This window comes from Clostridium sp. M62/1 (assembly GCF_020736365.1).
In the GTDB taxonomy this organism is placed as follows: Bacteria; Bacillota; Clostridia; order Lachnospirales; family Lachnospiraceae; genus Otoolea; species Otoolea saccharolyticum_A.
In genome coordinates this window covers 1-20,222 of record NZ_CP085988.1, presented here as the reverse complement: position 1 = coordinate 20,222, position 20,222 = coordinate 1, and the positions used below count along the sequence as shown (strand labels likewise).

General features: G+C 55.5%; 27 protein-coding genes and 1 pseudogene. All 28 read right to left on the bottom strand.

The annotated features are described in order from the left end of the window. Positions 1-97 precede the first annotated feature (97 nt). On the bottom strand, positions 98-1,132 hold the full coding sequence (locus LK436_RS00135) for an SPOR domain-containing protein (RefSeq protein WP_347476094.1): 1,035 nt from the start codon (positions 1,130-1,132) through the stop codon (positions 98-100). 51 nt (positions 1,133-1,183) lie between these two features. Further along, positions 1,184-1,681: pseudogene (locus tag LK436_RS18470) on the bottom strand (phage tail tip lysozyme); the annotation flags it as partial. A gap of 11 nt (positions 1,682-1,692) precedes the next feature. Then, positions 1,693-2,073 carry a hypothetical protein gene (locus tag LK436_RS00130; protein ID WP_008398591.1) on the bottom strand — a complete coding sequence of 127 codons (381 nt, stop codon included), beginning with the start codon at positions 2,071-2,073 and terminating at the stop codon, positions 1,693-1,695. A 12-nt stretch (positions 2,074-2,085) separates the two neighbouring features. Further along, entirely contained in the window at positions 2,086-2,442 is a 357-nt protein-coding gene (locus tag LK436_RS00125; protein WP_008398592.1) for a hypothetical protein, read from the bottom strand. Beyond that, the gene (locus tag LK436_RS00120; RefSeq protein WP_227910136.1) at positions 2,421-3,566 is read right to left on the bottom strand and encodes a reverse transcriptase domain-containing protein; all 1,146 of its coding nucleotides are present in this window, start codon (positions 3,564-3,566) and stop codon (positions 2,421-2,423) included. Before LK436_RS00120 ends, LK436_RS00125 begins: the two co-directional genes overlap by 22 nt. A gap of 427 nt (positions 3,567-3,993) precedes the next feature. Continuing rightward, positions 3,994-4,338 (bottom strand): diversity-generating retroelement protein Avd, encoded by a 345-nt coding sequence (gene avd / locus LK436_RS00115; protein ID WP_004220709.1) that lies wholly within the window; start codon positions 4,336-4,338, stop codon positions 3,994-3,996. Positions 4,339-4,576: 238 nt separating this feature from the next. After that, a complete protein-coding gene (avd, locus tag LK436_RS00110) occupies positions 4,577-4,921 on the bottom strand; it encodes a diversity-generating retroelement protein Avd (RefSeq protein WP_004220709.1) in 345 nt (114 codons plus the stop codon). A 71-nt stretch (positions 4,922-4,992) separates the two neighbouring features. Next, complete coding sequence (locus LK436_RS00105) at positions 4,993-6,090, bottom strand: SUMF1/EgtB/PvdO family nonheme iron enzyme (protein ID WP_008398603.1); 1,098 nt, start codon at positions 6,088-6,090, stop codon at positions 4,993-4,995. Between the two features lie 20 nt (positions 6,091-6,110). Further along, the gene (locus tag LK436_RS00100) at positions 6,111-6,479 is read right to left on the bottom strand and encodes a hypothetical protein (protein ID WP_008398604.1); all 369 of its coding nucleotides are present in this window, start codon (positions 6,477-6,479) and stop codon (positions 6,111-6,113) included. Positions 6,480-6,482: 3 nt separating this feature from the next. Further along, a complete protein-coding gene (locus LK436_RS00095) occupies positions 6,483-6,908 on the bottom strand; it encodes a hypothetical protein (protein ID WP_008398605.1) in 426 nt (141 codons plus the stop codon). Positions 6,909-6,928: 20 nt separating this feature from the next. Next, the gene (locus LK436_RS00090; RefSeq protein ID WP_004220698.1) at positions 6,929-7,240 is read right to left on the bottom strand and encodes a hypothetical protein; all 312 of its coding nucleotides are present in this window, start codon (positions 7,238-7,240) and stop codon (positions 6,929-6,931) included. Positions 7,241-7,259: 19 nt separating this feature from the next. Next, the gene (locus LK436_RS00085; RefSeq protein WP_004220696.1) at positions 7,260-8,165 is read right to left on the bottom strand and encodes a phage tail protein; all 906 of its coding nucleotides are present in this window, start codon (positions 8,163-8,165) and stop codon (positions 7,260-7,262) included. A gap of 14 nt (positions 8,166-8,179) precedes the next feature. After that, complete coding sequence (locus LK436_RS00080; RefSeq protein ID WP_008398607.1) at positions 8,180-9,526, bottom strand: baseplate J/gp47 family protein; 1,347 nt, start codon at positions 9,524-9,526, stop codon at positions 8,180-8,182. Continuing rightward, positions 9,523-9,804 (bottom strand): hypothetical protein, encoded by a 282-nt coding sequence (locus LK436_RS00075; RefSeq protein ID WP_008398609.1) that lies wholly within the window; start codon positions 9,802-9,804, stop codon positions 9,523-9,525. Before LK436_RS00075 ends, LK436_RS00080 begins: the two co-directional genes overlap by 4 nt. 12 nt (positions 9,805-9,816) lie before the next feature. Further along, entirely contained in the window at positions 9,817-10,503 is a 687-nt protein-coding gene (locus tag LK436_RS00070; RefSeq protein ID WP_227910134.1) for a hypothetical protein, read from the bottom strand. Positions 10,504-10,515: 12 nt separating this feature from the next. After that, entirely contained in the window at positions 10,516-10,866 is a 351-nt protein-coding gene (locus tag LK436_RS00065; RefSeq protein ID WP_008398612.1) for a hypothetical protein, read from the bottom strand. After that, positions 10,866-11,783, bottom strand: a complete 918-nt coding sequence (locus LK436_RS00060; RefSeq protein ID WP_008398613.1) for a phage late control D family protein — start codon at positions 11,781-11,783, stop codon at positions 10,866-10,868. The genes LK436_RS00065 and LK436_RS00060 overlap by 1 nt, the downstream gene beginning before the upstream one ends. Beyond that, positions 11,780-12,028, bottom strand: a complete 249-nt coding sequence (locus LK436_RS00055; protein ID WP_005933311.1) for a tail protein X — start codon at positions 12,026-12,028, stop codon at positions 11,780-11,782. Before LK436_RS00055 ends, LK436_RS00060 begins: the two co-directional genes overlap by 4 nt. Further along, complete coding sequence (locus tag LK436_RS00050) at positions 12,021-15,812, bottom strand: phage tail tape measure protein (protein WP_008398616.1); 3,792 nt, start codon at positions 15,810-15,812, stop codon at positions 12,021-12,023. Before LK436_RS00050 ends, LK436_RS00055 begins: the two co-directional genes overlap by 8 nt. A 117-nt stretch (positions 15,813-15,929) precedes the next feature. Then, positions 15,930-16,337: a hypothetical protein gene (locus tag LK436_RS00045; protein ID WP_005933302.1), complete on the bottom strand. Its 408-nt coding sequence runs from the start codon at positions 16,335-16,337 to the stop codon at positions 15,930-15,932. 144 nt (positions 16,338-16,481) lie between these two features. After that, entirely contained in the window at positions 16,482-16,925 is a 444-nt protein-coding gene (locus LK436_RS00040; protein WP_227910133.1) for a phage major tail tube protein, read from the bottom strand. Between the two features lie 14 nt (positions 16,926-16,939). Next, positions 16,940-17,164, bottom strand: coding sequence for a hypothetical protein (locus LK436_RS00035; RefSeq protein WP_227910132.1), 225 nt, complete (start codon positions 17,162-17,164; stop codon positions 16,940-16,942). Then, entirely contained in the window at positions 17,151-17,729 is a 579-nt protein-coding gene (locus LK436_RS00030) for a hypothetical protein (protein WP_227910130.1), read from the bottom strand. Before LK436_RS00030 ends, LK436_RS00035 begins: the two co-directional genes overlap by 14 nt. After that, positions 17,723-18,268, bottom strand: a complete 546-nt coding sequence (locus LK436_RS00025) for a hypothetical protein (protein WP_227910128.1) — start codon at positions 18,266-18,268, stop codon at positions 17,723-17,725. The genes LK436_RS00030 and LK436_RS00025 overlap by 7 nt, the downstream gene beginning before the upstream one ends. Positions 18,269-18,422: 154 nt before the next feature. After that, positions 18,423-18,656 (bottom strand): hypothetical protein, encoded by a 234-nt coding sequence (locus LK436_RS00020; protein WP_227910126.1) that lies wholly within the window; start codon positions 18,654-18,656, stop codon positions 18,423-18,425. Between the two features lie 413 nt (positions 18,657-19,069). Next, positions 19,070-19,291: a hypothetical protein gene (locus LK436_RS00015; RefSeq protein ID WP_227910125.1), complete on the bottom strand. Its 222-nt coding sequence runs from the start codon at positions 19,289-19,291 to the stop codon at positions 19,070-19,072. A 109-nt stretch (positions 19,292-19,400) separates the two neighbouring features. Then, on the bottom strand, positions 19,401-19,727 hold the full coding sequence (locus LK436_RS00010; protein ID WP_008398622.1) for a hypothetical protein: 327 nt from the start codon (positions 19,725-19,727) through the stop codon (positions 19,401-19,403). 13 nt (positions 19,728-19,740) lie between these two features. Next, entirely contained in the window at positions 19,741-20,079 is a 339-nt protein-coding gene (locus LK436_RS00005; RefSeq protein WP_227910123.1) for a Rho termination factor N-terminal domain-containing protein, read from the bottom strand. Between the last annotated feature and the right edge of the window lie 143 nt (positions 20,080-20,222).

Here is a 20,222-nt window from a genome sequence, read left to right as displayed (position 1 = left end):
GCGTCGCACGGTGAGCCGTCCCACTCCACGAGGGAGCGGATCCAGATCGCATGGACGGCCACGGCCACGATCAGCAGCAGGACACTGGCAGCCGTGCTCATTTTGAGACGTTGGCCGCGTCCACCCAGCCGTAGACATTGGACTGGCTGTCAGTGTGTACGATATGGTACGGGTGCTTTGCGCCCTTCACAATTCTGGTGACTTTGGCCGGGCCAGCTTTCGGAGATCCGGCAGCAGTCGAAGCTGCAGTGCTTCCGTAGTGAGGGCCACCAGAGAACTGAACCACGTCGCCGACTTTGATCTCAGAGCTTGCAGATCCGGCAGCGTTTCCGCCGTCGGTCGTTACGATTGCGTCGAAGCCCTTCGCTTTCAGCTTTTTGACTTCGGCGTCGGCGTTTTCTTTCTTGGAGTAGGCGCCGGTCTGTACCTTGTAGAAGCCGCCGGACTGTTTGAGAATGGCGTCAAAACCGGCAGCCTTCACCTTTTTGAGCTGAGCGTCGGCGTTTGCTTTCTGCTTATAGGCGCCGGTCTGGACGTAGTATTTCACGCCGGAACCGCCGGACGGGGTATTATTTCCGCCGGAGTTGCCGGAGTCAGTAGAGCCGAGCAGTGCGTTGATTCTGTCGGCGAGCTCCCCATATCTGGAATAAAGCCAGTCGCCGGGGCACGATTTATTCGCGAACCAGCGGTGCGCGGTGAGGACGATCTCGTTCGCCTTCGGCTCGTATGCGAGAGCCTTCTCCTTGCTGCCGAGCCAGAGCACCTTCGTTTTTCCGTTTCTCTTGCAGATGTCAGCGCAGAGCTTGATCAATTTCTCGTAAACTGCGGATTTCATGGCGTATGGTTCGGCCTTATCGCTGGCGCACTCGATCGTGATCGCTCGCTGGTCGTTTGCGTTGCTGGAGCTGCACCAGCTCCGGTTGCACTCGTCCACGATCAGGCAGACGCGGCCGTCGTACCCGATCCCGTAGTTGCAGCTTGCGTCCCTGCCTTTAGGGAAGCAGGCGCCGATCGTTTCGGCAGATAACTGGCCGACTACGCAGTGCGGTGTCAGACGGTCGATCGAGTGGGTTCTCTTTCCGCTGTGGTTAGGGCTGTAAACTGTGCAGTCCACTAATGAACTATTGCTCATGGTTTTACCTCCTTGTGTGTCGTTGGTTGTCTTGGTTGCGTATTTGTCGAAGTAGGTCTGCCCGTAGCTGGCCCGCTTCGTCTGGACGCTGGCGCTCTGATCCTTTGGCTGTTCATATTTGAGCAGCACGGCGTCGGAAGCCTGTCTCACGCTGGTGGCTTTTTTCAGCACGGCCAGCACCGCGGTGTAGCTTTCGGCGAGTTCTTTCCAGAGGAAGCCGAGCTGAGTTTCCAGATCTCCGATCGAGGCACCGGCAGCCTTGACATAATTCAGGAGCGCCTCCTTGCGGCTCCAGAATGTCCACTGCGCGAGGCCGTAGCCTGCGGAGTCATGCACGAAGCCGGTATACTTTCCGGAGTCCACCGCGTCGGTGTAGTCGTCGTCTGTATAGCCGAGCTTTTTCTCGTAGGTGTTCTGGAGGTTGTGAGGGTTGAGCCCGCTCTCCGCGAACAGGTTTCCCATGAGTCCGGCGGCCCCGTATGAGTTCAGGCCCTTGCCGGTGAGGAAATTCCAGATCTTTTCCTCGTTGTTTTTTCCAATGAGTGACATGTTCCACCTCCTTAGAAGTCGTTGAAGTTGTCCGCCTCTGGCTGCACGCCGTTGGCGTTCATCAATTTGATTTTGTTTTCAGCCTTGGCCTTCGTGTAGTAAAAACCGGTCGCGCTCGCCATTTCAGCGAACACGGCCGGGATCAGGTAGGCGAGGGCTGAGGTGTCCATGGTGGAGTAAATAATCCAGCAGGAAAAGACGGTAATTAAGATCGTCACGATTGAAGCGCCGCAGAAAATAATTTTTGAAAATTCCACCTTTTTGCTGGTGGCTGCAGCCTCTCTCATTCGTTTGATCTGCTTCCGGAGCCGACGGTTTTCGGCTGTCAGCTCTCGGATCCGTTCCTCCGGATCTGTTTCGGTTTCTACCGGTTCCAGCGTTTCCTCAGTCATGGTGTCACCTCCTTAGCTTTCATAAATAGATTCGATCCCCTGCCTCGTCAGGAAGTCCTTCTGATCATGTTTGACCTTGGCGGCATAGTCGAGGGCCGCGTGCATATCACCGTTGCAGTTCGCGTCCGGGATCCGCTGCACGGCTCTGGCCGTGGCTTCTCCGAGGGCGATCGCGGCGTTTACTCCCTGCACTAAAAAAAGCTCCTGCTGTTCGTGGAGCTTTTCGCGCTTGTCCTGAGCTTCTCGTCGTTGTTTTTCTTCCTTCTCCAGTTTCTTGCTCTGTTTCTGGATTTTCTGCTCGATACACCAGAAGCAGAACCCAGTGATCGCCGAAGGAAGGCAGGCGATCAAAACTGATTCAATTCCCATTGTGTCACCTCCTGCGGCAGCTCTATGTCTGCCATTTCTTTGCGTTTGAAAATAATATTTTTCTCGATCCATTTCTGGAGCCCGTGAGTGGAGCAGTGGCCCATAAGTCCGAAGTAGCTCTGCATGGTCGCGTCTACCGCGTCGAAGTCGATCAGCCCGGCCTCGTACTCTTTCGCTATGTAGCGCATACGTGCCTTCATTTTCTTGACCGACTGAGCTGTCGGTTTGCGGTACCCCGGATAGATTCGGCAGCCCACGAAGGTGATCCCGTGCTTGACGAGTCCGATCGTGGTTTTGCTGTTCAATTCGAGGTGCAGGACTTCGTTCAGATACTTCTCGATCGCAACCCTCCACCGGTTCAGTGTGGCCGCGTCAGGATAGAGCAGCGCCATGTCGTCCATGTATCTGTCGTAAAAATGGGCTTTCAGCTCGTGCTTGATATACTGATCCAGCTCATTGAGGCAGACGTTCGCGAGTAGCTGGCTCGTGAGGTTTCCGATCGGCATACCTACCTCGAACAGTCTTTCAGACGGTGGGATCTCGTCGGCGGACTTTCCCGGAGGCAGTCCAAAGGGTGTATGGTCGCAATTTATAATTGTTTCCATAAGCCAGAGGTAGCCGTCCTCGTTCGGGAACTTCCGGCGGAGTATGTCGAGCAGTACCCGGTGATCCACCCGGTAAAAATACTTTGATACGTCCAGTTTCAGGTAGTACCATTTGCCCGGCTTCCGATCCACGAGTGTGCACCAGTATTGAAGCCGGTCGGCTGCTCTGGTGGTTCCTTTTCCCACCCTGCACCCGTAGCTGTGGTATATCATGCCATTGTCGAGGTGTTGGTTTGTCTGGAGGTAGATCGCCCACTGCACGACACGATCCCGGAAGCCCAGAGCCATGACGAGCCGTTTCTTCGGTTCATGGACGTAGAACTGCCGGTACCGGCCCACTTTGTAGGTGTGCCAGATCAGGTCGTTTTGTATACTGATCAGGTTTTCCTCCAGATTCGCCGCGAAGGCGGTCACGTCGTTGCGGTACCACTTCTCGCTTGCTGCCTCGTGGTATGCGTCCAGAAGATTCTCCCACGAGTATATTCTCTCCAGAAGGGAGGGCTGGTTTCTTGGATCCATGTCCTCGTTCCTCCTTGTGTTGTCATAATTATGGCCCGCGTTGTGACATTCCTCGGCGAGATCTTTCCTCTGCGGTCGCCACGCCGCAGGATCCGGATCCCCCTTCTGCCCGCATAGCAGACAACGGCCAGCCTGCGCGGTTTGCTCGGTGTCCCCGGCGGCCTCCACCGGCAGAGCAGCACGAGCGTGTATCTTTGGCCTTGTCGGCCGGGAAATGCATCCCTTTTGCCTTGGTGTTTCTGCTGGGCCTTGGCCCTCAGAAAATAAACAAATAAGGCAAGAGCGGCACGGAAGCCGATGTTCGTGTTCACATTGCTGCGGGAGTTGTTGCCGTTGAGGTAGAACACACCAGCGTTCGCACCGTTGTTCCAGTTGCCCCCGCGATACACGCAGCGCCTCCTTTATCTCGACACATTCCCCACGGGCTTTACTCGTTCGACTTTTTCCAGCCGCCGAGCATACGCCCGATTTCGTTCAGCTCCTTGCTCCATATTTCGTGGAGCCCCGGAGAGATCAGGCGATCCTCCGGAGAAACTGCCGTGTCTACGAGAGAGCGCAGCACGTCCAGCTTGGTGTCCATTTTGTTCTGGAGTTCTACCCGGCGCGAGCCTCTGGCCCGGTTGGCCTCAATGCAGAGCTCCAGCATATCCATGAACGCCGCCGTCATGTGCTTGCGATACTCGAATTTTTCGGGTTTTCTCATATTTGCGGTGCGTTCGCTCACCCGGATCATGCTCCGAACGATACGCTGCCGCAGTTGTAAGTTGTCCATGTTGTTACTCCTTAAAAGGGTAGAGGGTGGCTTGGTGGGCCACCCTCATGCCAGATTTTCAGATTGCCAGATTACCGGATTTCCGGGATATAAGCGGCACGGAAGCCGAGGTACGTGCCCACACAGCTGCGGGAGTCGATGCCGCTGAGGCAGAACACACCAGCGGACGCACCGTTGGGCCAGAGGCCCCCGCGAAACACGCAGCGCCTCCTTTATCTCGACACATTCCCCACGGGCTTTACTCGTTCGACTTTTTCCAGCCGCCGAGCATACGCCCGATTTCGTTCAGCTCCTTGCTCCATATTTCGTGGAGCCCCGGAGAGATCAGGCGATCCTCCGGAGAAACTGCCGTGTCTACGAGAGAGCGCAGCACGTCCAGCTTGGTGTCCATTTTGTTCTGGAGTTCTACCCGGCGCGAGCCTCTGGCCCGGTTGGCCTCAATGCAGAGCTCCAGCATATCCATGAACGCCGCCGTCATGTGCTTGCGATACTCGAATTTTTCGGGTTTTCTCATATTTGCGGTGCGTTCGCTCACCCGGATCATGCTCCGAACGATACGCTGCCGCAGTTGTAAGTTGTCCATGTTGTTACTCCTTAAAAGGGTAGAGGGTGGCTTGGTGGGCCACCCTCATGCCAGATTTTCAGATTGCCAGATTACCGGATTTCCGGGATATAAGCGGCACGGAAGCCGAGGCCCGTGCCCACACCGCCGCGGGAGTTGTGGCCGCCGAGGTAGAACACACCAGCGCTCGCACCGGAGTACCAGCGGCCCCCGCGAAACACGCAGCGCTCGGCTACGCCGTTATTCCACCACATGTAGTCGCCCTCGTATACGTCAGTAGTGACGTCAGAGTCCGGGAGAAGGGCGAGAGCGCGCAGCATAACCTTGGCAGCGTCTCCGATCGAGCTGTCGGCAGCAACCTGATAAAAGGCGCAGCTTCGGCTTTCATCTTTGGCGTTGGTGATCGAAGTAGAGTACGTCCACTTGTTGTTCACATAGTCCAGTTTTACGGTTTTACCGGAAACATGGGCGGAGCTGTCGGTCGTCTTGCTCTCAGGATCCACGAGGGCGCCGTCTGCGGCGTTGATAGCCTTCCAGCATGTGCTCGTTGCGTTCTGAGGGTTGTCCGGATCGGCTGCGTCGTTGTTTGCGAGGATCTGAAGCTCACCCCAAACAAGGCGGATTCCTCCCTGCCATTCCCACACGTTGCCGTTCAGATCCCAGATACCAGCCATGGTCTTGTCGTGGCTCCATGAGATCGGGCCGGTACCAGTTGCAACTCTCGCGATCTTGCCGCTTTCGTAGTAGCTCGGCGCGGCTTTGTAATTACTTTCGCGGCTGTCTTTGCCGTAGTTGTTGTTACCATACGGGAGGAAGCCGTTTTTCTTGCACCAGAGAGCGATCGCGGCCCATTCTGCGTTAGTGCTCAGGTGCCAGCCTGCGCCCTTGGCCTCGCAGCGTGCGCGTGCGGTGTCGAAGTTGATACTTGCGGTCGGATCTTCGCCCGGCAGGCTGTACGCTACGGAGTTGTAAACCTTGGCCTGATACTTGCCGTAGTAAAAGCCGGGGATTTCCACGCCGTTGACGATAAAGGCCGGGTGGGTGCTGTCATTTCCGCCGGTGAGTACGTCCGAGTTCTTAAACTTCGGGATATACACCAGAACGGAAGGGAGATCGGTGTCGTCTGTCTTGACGACGTTGTTCGGGCAGATCATTTTTACTGCCAGATTGGTGAGGTCAAAATTTGCCATTTTCTTGTGCTCCTTTCTGCTTATTCAATGCTCCAGAGGATCAGCTTCACCTCTGCCATGTCGAGCGGGTTCTTTGTGTGCTCTACGGTCTGGCGGTTGGTATCGCCGGACTCGTCGGCGCCTTCCTGCGGTTCGATCGGTGTCTCGGTATAGGTTGCGGCCGGGATCTCGATCTGGGCCACATAGCGGCCGCCGGGCTGGGTGCCGAGCATGAGATCACCGCCGCGATCCATGCACACGTCGAGGGTGCGGGCCTCGTCGCCCTGATACTTGGTAACCTTGACGCTGAGCGCGTCGTCGTCGAAGCTGAGACGGTAGCCGTCCTGCTCCCACTGGATCTTTTCGCCGGTGTTCTTCTCGATCACCTGCACGTCGTTGATTTTTGCCATGGTTTATTTACCTCCTTTGATTCTTAAAATAAGGGTGGCGCTCTCGGCGCTTCCGTCGTACTTGACCTTGAAGCCGTTGAGCTGCTTGTCGTAGATCTGGATCTCGCCGACATTTCCGGTGTGGGCCTGAATATCCGCGTCCACGGTGTAGTCTGTGTTGTCGCGAGTGATCGCAAGGCTCACGGTCTTAGTGGAGTTGTTGAACGGATAGCTCGCCGTGTTTTTCAGTTCTACGACGTGGCGCTCGATCTCTGTCTGAGACTGGAGCTCTCCGGCTGCGATCAGGAGCATGGCAGCGGCCACGCTGGCGTCTGTGATCCCGCTCTCCATGTTGTTGAAGTGGGCGGCGCTCTGATCGGTTCCGGCCTGAATGACCTCGCCGCTATCGACGTCTACCACTTTGTCGAGCCATTTTGTTGCGTTATACATGTGTCTGCTTCCTCCTTCCTTTATGCTGTGACTTCATATATCGGGATCGTGATCTTGATCATGGTTCCCTGTCCGGCCACTTTGTTGATAGTTCTCTGCTGGTATGCTGCCTGCTCCCCGTAGGTGTCGATCAGACGGGAGGCGTTGATCGTGCAGGCGATAGAGTCCAGCGTCGGGAACGTCGCCATAACTACCACGTTTTCGCCTTCGATCTTTTTCTGGTTGATCGTTCCGCGGTGCCATGTGCCGTTTGTCTGAGCCTCGACATAGGCGAGAGAGCGGAGCCACTGCTGCCGCCTTCGTCCCATGTAGGCTTCGCCGAAGTATGCCATTTTGTGCCCTCCTTTCGGTTTATTCCCCGCAGCGCTTAGTTCCGCATTTTACGAACGGATAGCAGAACAGGGCCGCCTTTTCGTTCGTGGCTGCTGCGCGTTTTATAACTGAGCCCAACGTCCCCGGCCGTGGAGTTATTCCACATTCAGGGTAGTTGTAACGGAACGCCTCGGTGTCAGGCTCGGCTGCAGCCGCTTGCTTTACGACGGCGCCGAGTGTTCCGGGCTGCGGATATGTTCCGCAGGTTGTAGTTCCGGCGTGAGTGTAGTCGTATAGGTACGGCTTCACTTCCGGATCTGTTTCAATGCTCGGCTTTATCACGAAGCCGATCGTGGCCGTTCGCGGGTTGGTACCGCATTTTACAAAATCATAACGGTGCAGCTCCGTGTTCAGCGCACACTCAATACCGGGATCCGGCCCCTGCTGCCAGTAATAGAAAACGCCCGCGATATGCGAGCGCACATTTTTGGCAGCCTGAACGGCGTCAACAAATTTATTAAAATTTTCGCCGTCGGTGTTCGCGTTTGTGGTTAGAGCCGCGAAGGTGTACGGGGAGTCGTCCATCTCGAACCACTCCATGACATAGCCCTCGCCGAAGTATGCGCCGATCAGACGCTCAACGGCCCACTTGGTACCGCGTTTTCTTTTGATCTGCTGCGCGAGCTTGATTGTGTTCCGCTTCTCTGTCAGGCTCATGCCTTCGGAGTCGTACCAGTCAATGTCCAGCTCCCACGCCATTTCGTTGCACTCCGCCTCTGTGAGCTCGTCTACCTTGTCCCATGTGCGGATTGTGGCCAGACGTTTGCCCGGCTCACCTATGAGCTTGTTCACGGCCTTGCTGAGTGCGATCGCTGCCTCGTCGTCCTGCATGAAGGCGGGCAGCAGTTTTATAAAATCCATGTTTGACACTTTCATGCCGCCCATGCTGTCCACCTCCTTTATCCTCTGACGATATGCTTCACGATCTTTTTACCGGAGAACTTGGCCACGGTCGTGCTGTTGAGCTCGGTGTATTCCGGTTTGATGATCTGCACACGGGTGGCTCCGATCAGATCGTCGGCCCAGTCAGGGCAGAGGATCCGCTTCCGGAGCTCGTCTGGGTTTATGTCCTGATTCAGTGTGGAGCCCTGCCAGTTGATATACTGATCAATAGCCCCGCCGGATCCTTCCACGTTCTGCACTACTTCTGACTCGTTGGCTTTAGTGGTGTAATAGGTGAGCTCTATGTCATACTCGTGAGTTTCCGGAGCTTCCACCGTTACCATGTCAGTGAGAGGGCGAACGTCGTCCGCAGAGCAGGCAGCCAGCACGTCGGCCAGCACTTCCTCGCTCGGAATCTGTCCTCCGGCGCAGATCGGCACGATCTTGACGCGGCCGTACATATTGCGGCCGATCTGGATCTTTACCGCCTCGGCTCCAGCGAGAGATCCGGAGAGTGAGAGAGTCAGAAGCTCGTCTGCATACTCGGCCGTATAGTCGGCCCCTGCTGTGGCTTCGGATCCGTCACTCAGGAAAACCACCAGAGTGTCCGGCAGGAGATTGGCGCCACCTTGGAAGGCGTGCCCGGCGTATGTTTTCAGTGTTCTGGTGATCGTTTCCTTTTCGGATTCCACCACTGCGTCCGTGACGAGAGAGTTCGCGGACAGCGCCCAGTATTTGTAGGCTTTGGCCGGGCCTGCGGTGCTGAGTTTGTTCTCAGCCTCTCGGATTCTCTCACGGTACGGTTCGTCCTCCTCACGGTCGCCTCCGCCTTCTGTTATGGTCAGGTTTGTTACTCCGTCGAGCAGTGGAACGTCGGAGACGTCCACGATCTCGGAGATCTCGCCCTCGTCTATGTTGTTGTAGTCCGTGCCGCCTTCCTCGGCGGTTGCTGCCACGTCCACATAGAGGCTACCTGCATAAAGCACGGCTGTGGTGTCTGTCAGGAAATAGTGAACGAAGTCACCTGTTACTCGAAGTCCGGCCGGTATAATGATATTAGAGCCCACCGCTTCGGTAACTGTGAACCGTAGGGTGGTAGTGGCATAGGTAGGATCGAGACGGATCACGTCTCTGTTTTCTCCCAGAGCGTCCAGAACAGTGCCCCTTGCATATCGGAGCATTTTCTGGCGGCAGGCGTCGTTTACTGTGTTGTAAACAGTGACGATCACCTTCGCCATGGTGTCGCCGAAGATTCGGCGCTCGTCACCGGGGTAGAGAGGCTCGCCGACGCCGTTCTCTAATTCTTCCAGTATGTCGGTGTAGATTGTTTCGTCGGTTGTCTCTATGAATTTGAGCTCGCTCATGCATCCTCGTCCTCCTTTCTTTGGATAATGTTCACGATCATGCCGAAGTCGCCAGAGAAGGCAGCCGCCGGATCTGAGGCGATACTGTCAGACTCCACGCGGGGCTCGAAGGTTTCCAGAACCCACTCCGCGTCAGCCACGGCCTCGTTGGTCGCGTTCGGTTTGTCGATCAGAGTCCCGTCAACGCCGCGCACGCGATCGTATGCGACTTCACCGCGGACGATCCTCAGCAGATTGGCGGCGCACACTTCCGGGCTCCCGTTTCCGCTTGCTATCATGGCGTCACCTCCTTATGCGAGAGTTACTTCGGACAGATACACCCAGCTATTGATCCCGTTAGGGTGGCCCAGTAGCACCTTGTTTTGGCTGCTCTTGATCTGGCTCACCCTATGCTTTCGTTGTTTTACCCAGTTTGGTATCTTCTGGCCGGTTGCGTACCTGCTGCCGGTCGGCTTCACATAGTCGCCGACTTTGATCGTTTTCTTTGCGGCCTTTTTGGCCGCTGTGTTGGTTGTTTTCTTGACGGACTTCGAGGCGGTGCTCGCTTTCACATTCAGCGCGGTGGTGCTTACCTTCACGCTGGTGGTGGCCGGATCGTATTCCTTGAATGTGAAGGAAAGAGTGGCCAGAAGTAGCCGCCCCTTGCCGTCCACCTTTGTGTTGCTTACCGCGACTTTTCGGAGCTGGAGCTTCGGCCCCAGCTTCTTGCCGCCGAGATAGAAATAATTCACTTTTGTGACGAGAGCCTTCCAGCTCTGGATCTCCGCCCATACGTCAACGCCTGCGCCTGAGTGTAGCACGGTGGTGAATGAGAGGGGGAAAAGCTCGGTGCCTCGTTCGTTAGTCGTCTTTTTGTCCTCGGTGCTGGTGTTTTCGTCGGCCACCTGCTCGTAGGAAAAGGCCAGCCCCTCCAGCGCGACGACTTGCTTTGATGATACGGCCCATTTTTTTGAGCCCCACTGTGCCATTGTTGGCATGGCTGTACCTCCTTAGTTTGGTTTTTTAGTGGATCCGCTGCCCGTTTCGACGCCTCCGTGGGTGTGCCCGCTCAGGCTTATGCCGCGAGCTGTGACGTCGCCCTTCGGTACGTTGATATTACCGGCCGAGAGGCTCGGCAGGTAGCACCCCCATTCACCGTCCGCCCGGCCCAGCAGCAGCCCGGTGGAGTCGTCAAACTCCACATAAACCACCGCCGTGCCTTTTGAGAGGTTTCCGGTGGATCCGCGGAGGTGCCACGGGATCGTGATCTTTGCGGTTGGCTTAGCCCCGGCGTCAGACGGTACAACGCGGGCCGTGTTTCCTGATATGCTGGCGATCGTGCCTTTATTGATGTTTCCCATTAGTAGCCCTCCAGAATGTGTCGGAAGTAGATCGTGGATTTATTTCCGACAAAATCATGCCGGACTTTATACACAAAAACGGTACCGTCCCACATGGTTGCCCTTGGTGTTGATAGTGTCAAAATGCTGGCGGCTGCATATCCGGTCATAAGTGACTTGGAAAAGTATCCGGATCGGGCGAACTTGTTCGCGTTCCGCAGCAGCCCCTTGGCGAAGCGTGCCGCCTCTGCATTGCTGGTTACCTGAATAGGCACCGCAGGGCGGAGCACTGAGCTGTTGGAGCTGTTGGCTATAAATTTTCCGGAGTAGCTTCCGCTTGCAATTTCGCAGGATCCGTACATTCCGCCCCGGTTGTCCTCATAGGAGAAAACGCCGTTTTCATCTACGGAGAGACTACCGGCTGGAGTCTGCCCCTCTATGTACTGCTCGTTATACGCCAGCAGCTTGCCGTCAAATATAAGCATTTGGCAGCCTTCCAGAGTGCAGAGCCGGTGGAATAGGGCGAAGTCTGTCTCGCTGTCCTGTTTGATATACGGGTAAACCTGATCCGTGCAGCCGTAGTTCTGGAATGTTAGCCCGTGATTTCCTGCGAACTCATTCGCCAGTTGTAGGAACCGGACGCCCTCCCAGCTTTTACTCTTTTTTGTCTTGCCGCTTTTCGGCATGGACATGGCTCGGATCGTAAAAAGCCCGTTTTCTGGTTTCATGGAGTGCACGAACATTTTCCCGGTATCACTCGCGCCTTCTTTGAATTGCACGGTGTCACCTTCGGCCGGTTGCCACTTGCTCCATGTTCCCTTGGTGTCATTGAAGCGGATCACGAGGGTGTCGGCTTGCTTTTCTGCGAACATTTCGTGCACGCAGTAGTTCACCGACACGTCCCCGTATATATCCACCCCGTTGTAGTAGAGGTTCACGCGCTGTCGTCCTCGTCCTCAGAGTCCCGACGCCACGGCGGCAGAGTTTCCGGCGTCTCTGCACCTTCGACGATCGGCAGCCGGAGGGCCACGTTCGCGTCGAAGATCAGCACGTCCGCATAGTCGGGGTTAAATTCTGCGATATAGTGCGCCAGCATTTCCTCCCCGTACATTTCGAGGGCCAGCGCGTCGAAGGTGTCCCCTTCGCGTGTCGTGTAGTCTTTGTAGCCTGTTACTCTACGCATATTGAGCCACCTCCCGCATTTTTATAAATTCTTCCAGCCAGTCGAAGAACTCGGCCTCGTGGGCTTTGAGCTTCGCCATGAAGTCGTCCGCGTCGTCGCCGGTTCCTTCTGTCTGGATCTGTGGGCTCCATGTGAAGCCGGAGAAGTCGTAGTAAACTACCACGCCGCCACTGTCTGCCAGACTTCCGAGAGAGAAGTCGTCCAGAGTCAGAAGCCTTCCGGCCGTGCTTGTGAGTCCTTCGCCAGAAGATCCGCCGGTTGTGCTTGCAGTGTTGAACACTGAGGTGATCATGGTTTCCAACTTATCCCAGAGGGTTGCAAGAGGAACCACCGCCTCGGCGCCAGCTTCACCACCAGCCAGAAGATTGTTACCTGCTGCGCCGAAAATAGTCGGGCGCGTCAGAATACCGCCGTCCTTGTACCATGAAATACCGAAGTGTGGTACGCTTGGCGGGTTGATCGAGAAGCTGCCGCTGATACTCACATGAGGGAGTTTCAGGTGTGGCAGGCTCCACGAGAAATTAAACTTTGATTTTAGGGCGCTGATCGCGTTTCCTACGGCGTCCCTTGCTGCCGACATTTTGCTGCTGATCGTCGAGTAAATACTGGAGAACTTACCCGACACTGTGCTGAGTGCGGAGCTGAGTCCCGAACTCATGGTGGAAGTGATTCCACTCATTAAGCTGGAAACGGTAGACTGCGCGCTGCTCAGCTTGCTGCTGATCGTACTCCGGACGCTTTCCCATTTGGAGGAAGCGGCAGAGCTTACGCTTGACCATGCGGAACTTGCCACGCTGGTGATCGTACTCGTTGCCGAGCTTACGGCGGAACTGGCCGCCGAGATCTTGCTGCTCACTGTGGAGCTGATTGTGCTCCAGAGAGAGGAAGCCGTGGAGCTTACGCTTGACCATGCGGAACTCGCCACGCTGGTGATCGTGCTCGTCGCGGTGCTTACTTTCTCCTTGGCTGCGTCGATTTTGGAACCGATCGTGCCTTTGATTCCTTCCCAGAGGGAGGAAGCCGTGGAGCTGATCGCGTTCCATGCTGCACTTGCTACGTTGGAGATCGCAGTCGTCACCGTGGTGATCTTTTCTTTTACGGCGTCGATTTTTTCGCCGATCACGCTCTTGATAGTCTCCCAGATAGAGAGCACCGTGTCCTTGCAGTTTTCCCAGATAAACCGAAACGGCAGCGTGATGATCTGGAAGGCTGCGCTGATAATTTCCTTCACGGCCATGATCCCGACGGTCACAATGTTTTTAATTGTTTCCCATGCTCCGGACAAAAATCCGGTGATTGAGTCCCAGATATTCGTGAAGGTGTCGTGGATCTCGGTCATGGTTCCGGTAACGCTCGAATAAATTCCGGATAAAATTCCGGAGAAAAACGAGACGATCGCGTTCCATGTGTCCGTGAAAAATGTTTTGATTCCCGTCAGGATTCCGGAGAAAAACGACGAGATCGCGTTCCATGTGTCTGAGAAAAATGTTTTAACATTCGTCCAGACGGTTTCCCAGTCGGTGCCGAACCAGCCCAGAACGGTGTCCGCCAGAGAGGTGAACGTGCTGATCCAGTTCTCGAAGGTTGCCACAACGAAGTCCCAGACTGCGCCGAAAACTTCTTGGACGCCCTGCCATACCATGTCCCAGTCACCGGTAAAAATTCCGGCGAAGATGTCAAACAGGCCGGTCAGAATGTCGAGGGCCTCGTTCAGAATATTGCTGATCTGCTGGAATACGCCCTCGAAAATCGGAGCGAGCACCTCGCAGAAGCCGTCCCAGACTGCCTTCATTACTTCGGTTATGTCCTCGAACTCGAACCCCAGCGCGTTGAGCCTGTCCACAATTCCTTGCCCGAACTCGTCGAACTTGGCCTTGATTCCGTCCCAGATCGCTGTGATCTTGTTCCTAAATTCTTCGTTGTTTTTCCATAAATTCGTAAAGGCGAGAGCCACGGCCGTGATCACTGCGATAATAGCAATAGCCGGAAGCGATACGCCTCCCAGTGCTGCAGCGAGTTTTACCAGTGCGCCCTTCACCATTGCGATCTTGCTCGATATGGTTCCCCAGTTCATAGCCGCGATAACGGCACCGAGGCCGCTCACCGCTATGGTCACTTCTGGGATATGTCCGCCGAGCCATTCGATCGCCGGGATCACGCCGTTAGTGATAAACTGCACACCTGCTCGTAGCTTACTTTCCAGCGCGTCGTAAATTTTGAGCCCCAGTTCCTCGAAGGCGCTGTTCATTGCCGCCACGTCGCCGCTGAGGTTGTCGTTCATAATATTGGCCATTTCCTCAGCGGATCCAGAAGCTCCGCGGAGTTCTTCCTCGTACCCGGCGATATTGTCCATGCCTTCGTTGAGGATCAGGTTCAGGCCCTTGGTGGAGTCTGCGGTAAAAGTGGAAGATAGCGCGACGGCTCGTTCTGCGTCGCCCATTCCATTTGTGGCGGCTTCCACTTCTGTGAGAATGTCGGTGAGATCTCGGAAGTTGCCCTGTGCGTCCATTACGGCCACGGAGGTTTCTCCGATCTTGATCGCGCCGTCCTTCATTCCGTTGGTTATGTCTCGCATAATCGCGGCCATGGCGGTTCCGGCTTCGGATCCTTTGTAACCTTGGTTTGCCATTCCTTCGAGCAGCGAGGTGACGGTTTCGACGTCCTGCCCGGCTGCATTTAAGTTGGCTGCGCAGTTCTTGTAGGCTTCGCCCAGTGCTTCGGCCGTGGTGTTGCTGTGGCTTTGCGCGTAGGAGAGCAGATCTGCGAAGTATGCGGCGTCTCCGGCCTCCATGGCGAAGGCGCTCAGGTAGTCCGTTACCATATCGGAAGCCGCTCCCAGTTCCATGCCGGAAGCGGCGGCCAGATTCAGAACGCCACCCAGCGCACTTGTGGACTGATCGGCGTCCCACCCGGCGAGGCTCATGTATTTGAGGGCCTCGGCTGCATTGCTGGCCGAGAAAACCGTGGTGGCGCCGTATTCTCTGGCGCAGGCTTCCAGTTTCTCGAAGTCCTCACCGGTTGCGCCACTGATTGCCGATACCTCGGACATGGTGCTGGTGAAGTTTTGGCCCAACTCTATGACGTTTCCAACCAGATTTTTGATACCATCCACCGCTCGCATGATCGCGTCGGCTGCGAGATTTGCCAACGTAGCCTTAAACATGGTGAAGCCGTCGTCTGCCTTTTTGGCCGAGCTTTCGACTTCCTCCAGAGAATTGTCCAACTTGTCCGCTGCGTACTCTGCGTCCGAGAGCTTGGTTTTGTTCTCGTGCAGTTCGCTGGATAGGTCTTGGATCTGTCGAGCGAGTTCCCGCGCTTCGTCGCTGGTTTCCCCTTGTTCGGTTGCAACGTCAACGTATCGCTGTTTTAACTGTTGGAGGGTGTCCTCCTGTTTGGAGATTGTAGAGCGCAGCGTTTCAGCTTCTCCGCCTGCGTCGTCCATGGTTTCGGACAGGGCACGGGCGGCTTTCTCTGCCGCGTCCAACGTGCCGCGATTTTCCGTCAGTTCACCGGACAGTTCTTGGATTGTACTCGCGAGCTGTTCGGCTTCCTCGGTTCCTTCTTGGCCGGTCACAATGTAGTCGGCGTAGCCTTGTTCCAGATTTTTGAGGACTGTCTCCTGCGTGCTGATCTTTGCCGCTAACTGTGCGGAGGCACCGGCGGCTTCGAGCGTTTCTTTGCTCATTTCCTCCAGACGAGAGACGGCCGCGTTTATGGCCGATTGAAGGGAGGGGCTGAGGGATCCGGCGATCTCTATCGTAGATTGTAGAGTATGGTCTGCCACGTCCTCACCTCCTTGTGTGCTTTGGCCTCCTTATGTTTAGCGGCCGATTTTTCTCAGCGCGTTTTTTTTCGGCTGCGAGATCCTCGGCCGCTTCTGCATACTCTATGATGAAGTCAGTTACTCGCTTTTTTTCGAGCTCTGTCGTGCTGGTGTGGTAGACTCTGGCGTAGTCGCGGTAGGCTCTGCGGAGTCGTTTTCCTGTGGTTCCGGCTCCGATTTCAGCATAAAATTTCGGCCGAGGGCCATTACCTCCACAACGTCCGCGCCCTTCATGCGCTCCAGATCGGAAAAGTCATAAGTCGGATTCACGGCCACGATCGCAGCATAGCCGAGGTAGAGGTGGAGGCCGAAGTCGAACTCTGCCGCTGCGGACACGGACAGATTCTTCATACCTGCGGCCGCTTTTCTCTTTGCCTCAGCAGTTGCGAAAAGCACGCCGTCGATCTCGTTCGTGTCGTACTTCATTTCTGTGATTTTGTCCCCGTTGATCATTACGGGATTTTTCAGAGTGAGGGTTCCGTTCATTTTGTTCTCCTTTCAAACAAAAAAAGAGCCCGCCAGTGACTTGACCGGCGGGCCGTGGTTATTTTTTGATTACTGCATTAAAGCAGGTTGTTGATCTGGCTCATGTAGTCCTCGCCGTTGATACGGAGGATCTGAGCCAAACGGTCAGACGCAGCAGATCTCGACGCCATTTGCGTAGATCTGGAGCCTTGTCACGTTGTAAGTGTTCTCGGCTTCGGTTGCGCTGCCGACTTCGACGCCCAGCTCAGGGAATGAGCCCGGCATAGTACGCACAAAAGCCTTGCAGCCTTCGGTTGCGGTGGATCCGTCGGATTTTACGACATTCTGAACCCAGCGGAACTCGAAGCTCTGCTTTTTGAGGCGGTTCATGCGGCGCAGGCCGTTGTCTACGCCGATCTTTGTAATGGAGAGCTCCATGTTCTCCAGAAGTCCGATCAGTGGCACGGTCATGTTACCCATGGCCTGCACGTCAGCGGTTAAAAATTCAATACCGGGCAGAGTGAAGGCGACGTCCTTCGCCACCAGAGTGCTGTCCGCGTATACAGTGTCGGCCACTACCGGGCCTTTAATATCGAGCCATTTTGCCATTGTTCTGCACCTCCTTATTCAGTAGCAAAAAAGGACTGGAAGCCTTCGTCTGTGTAGCATACGCGAGCGGTGCCAGACTTGAACGGAGGCGTGTTAGTTACGGAGAAGTCCCAAACGAAGTCGCCGTTCAGCATGTTGCTGGTAGGGTTCGCGCTCTCCACAAATTCCACGGACGGGGTACCGATCAGGGCACCGATTCCCAGAAGGGTGTCGAGCTTTTCCTTTTCAAAATTCAGCACGCTGTCCTTGTCCTGCGGAGTCATAGGGGCTGTCGATCTCAGTTCCGTGATCCTTCTGGAAGCTGTTCGTGATATGCTCCAGCATACGGATATTTACGTCGAAGATCGCGCGGGCGTCCATGCTGCCGTTGTACTTGTACGCAGCAGTATGAGGGCCCCACAATACCCAGCGGCCACCCCAGAAGCAGGCTGTTGTGATTCCTTTTTCGTTGAGCTTGTTCGCGGTTTCCTGATCGAAGCCGCGGTTCTTGGAGTCCTCACCGAAATACTGGCTCGTGGCCATGATTTCCTTGTTGGACGGAGATTCAAACGGAACGCCGTCGTGGCTCAGGTCTACGCGCTGCATAGTGGCGGCGCCTACTGTGGACAGCCAGAAGATCCGGCCGTTGCCGTCCTTAATCTTCGGCCAGTATACCTTCGAGAACTCGCTGGTGTAGCCGTTGTCAATGGCCCATTTCTGAGCCTTTGCGAGCGTGTCGATCTTGGTTCCTTTGTCCTCCAGAGGAACGTCGGCGTGAACGAAGCTGTCCCAGTGGCCGTTGAGTTTCTGGATAGTGCTCACCATGGCCTTGTATACGCCGGGATATGACTCCAGCCCGGAGCTGCCAGAATATTGAGCACGGCGTTGTGGTACTGATAGAGTAGAGCCATGGAAGCCAGTCCGGTATATTCTCCGGTTTCGGTTTTCTCACCGATAATGTCGGCCGCCTGCACCTTGGAAGTATCCACGGTGTCGAAGGTTGCGGAGAGTTCGGCCCCGTCAGTCTCTTTGAGCAGTGTCACGGTTACTGTGTGCTTTGCCATGCTATAAGAGAGAGCATAGTCCACGCCCTCGGCCTTGTCAGCGATCGCGAAGGTGTCGAGAATGATCTTGTCGCTCTCAAACTCTGCCTTGCCGTCTGTGAAGGTCAGGGCCTTTGTGGTTTTCTGTGCGGATTTATGCACCGCAGGATCGAGCACGTTCACGATATAGATCGGGCCCACATTTCCGACGGTGTTGTCGAAGTGCTCAGCGAACGCAGAACCGAGGGTGAATGTTTCCCAGTCGTCGGAGTAGCCGACGAGGCTCTGGACTTCGCTCATATTGGTTACTTTTACCGGCATATTAACGAGATCTTTGTCAGCGTAACCCCTGATCAGGTTCACCGGTGCGGTGCCGATATACGCGGCCACCACGTCGGCCTGAGTGACGGAAGCCACTTTGCTTTCGCCGATTTCGCCATATGCGCCATGCAAATATGCCATGTTTTAGTCCTCCTTATAAAAATTCTTCGTATTCTTTCGGGATCGCCGGAGTCGTTCCGATTTCCAGCGCGAAGCTGATCCAGCTATGCCAGTACGGGTAGTAGTCCCAGACATTGCCGTCCTCTGTGAACGGGCCGAACTTGATCCCTTGCTCTTTTACGAGCCTATGGCCTGCGATATATTCCGCAGTTTCGATCTCGCGGAGTACGAGGTCGGCCAGATTGTAGCAATCGCGCCAGCCGTCCATGTTTCGCGAGTATGTTTTGGCAGCTTCTCCGGTATTGACGTAGTAGGAGTAGCCGCCGGTTGCCTTCGCGTTTTCGCGAGGGTTTGAAAATCTCCCCGCCGTGTTGGCCGGGATTCCAGCAGGCGAGGCAGAGCCGGATCTGGAGCTGCCTCTTTTTCTGAATAAGCTCGTCGCTTCCTTCCATGAGCTGCACGCAGACGGAAGGGATCGGAGCGGCCACGTTTGGCGGCAGCCGATCCTTTCCCGGAACGTATAAAGGGAACGCCGCGGGGTTTACCATAACGACGTCGTAGCCGGTGTCGTTCCGGTAGTCGTCCGGCAGTTTGAGGGTGATCTTGCTGCATACGTTTTCAGTGAGCCAGCTCACTATTTTGGTCGATACTGTTTACCAGTGTCATGCTGCCGTCACCTCCTTAGCTCATGCGATTCTGGCGAACCGCGATCTGTACGAGTCCCATTTCCGACGTGGTAGTGACAACGATCACCTCACGGCCGTCCAGATTGAGAAGGCGGCCGGGATCCAGATTTTCTGGAAGGTCGGAGGCTTTTCCCATGATCACCATGTCGGCCTCGTCCATTCCATGAATACGGTTGTCGCCGATTTTGCTCAGCTTGGCCATTATGTCACTGGACAATTACCACCGGGACTTCCTTCCTTCGATCCGGTGAAGGTCTGCGAACTCGTCCAGATTCAGGAAAATGTCCGAGAGATCCTGCTTTATTTGGTCTTTGAAGCTCACGAGCTTACGCCTCGGAAGGTTCCGCCTCGATTTTTGCGGAGCTGTCGGCTTTGACCTTGGCTGCCTCGATCAGGGCGATCACTTCCTTTTTGCTGCGGACTGCGCTCGCGTCTACGCCATACGCTGCTGCAGCTTCTCTGAGCTCTGTCATGTTCAGACCGTTGTATTCTGAGAAAGTGCTTTCCGGCTCCGCCTCATACACGGCCACGCCAGCCTCCACCAGCTCAGCCTCGCGGGCTGCGTTGATAGAGAAGGCAGGAGAGTGTTTCGTCATAGGTTCCACGGTTCCGTTTTTAACGAGCCCGTAGGTGCCTTTGATCATTCGGATCATGTGCTCACCTCCATTATTCCGGATCTGCTGCGTTCAGATCCGGGAGATCGTCGCCGTCTGTGTCCTCGTCGTCAACCATGCCGCCAGCGTTTACTTCTGCGGCTGCGATCGCGTCCACATAATCGGCTTTCTTTTTGCAGCCGGTAACGTCAACGCCGAGATCCCGCGCGAGGTTCTGGAGCTGCTGGATCGTCATTTCTTCGAGCTGGCTCTTTGCAAGGTGGCCGGTCACTTCCTGCTCGTCCGCCTCGTCTACTTCGATTGCGCCGCCGACGTATTCAGCGACACCAGCAGAGACGAAGTGCTCCGCCTGAGTGTCCTCGCACTCAAACGGGCCGTCCGCTGCTGTCATTCTTTTGTGGGCGTGCTTGGCGTCATAATAGCCGACGGTTCCCACTGTTACCCTGATTTTTTCTCATGGTTTTGCTCCTTTCTACTCGGTACGCTTAGTTGATAACTTTCGCCACGCTGAACGGGCACTCGTTGTTAGGCATA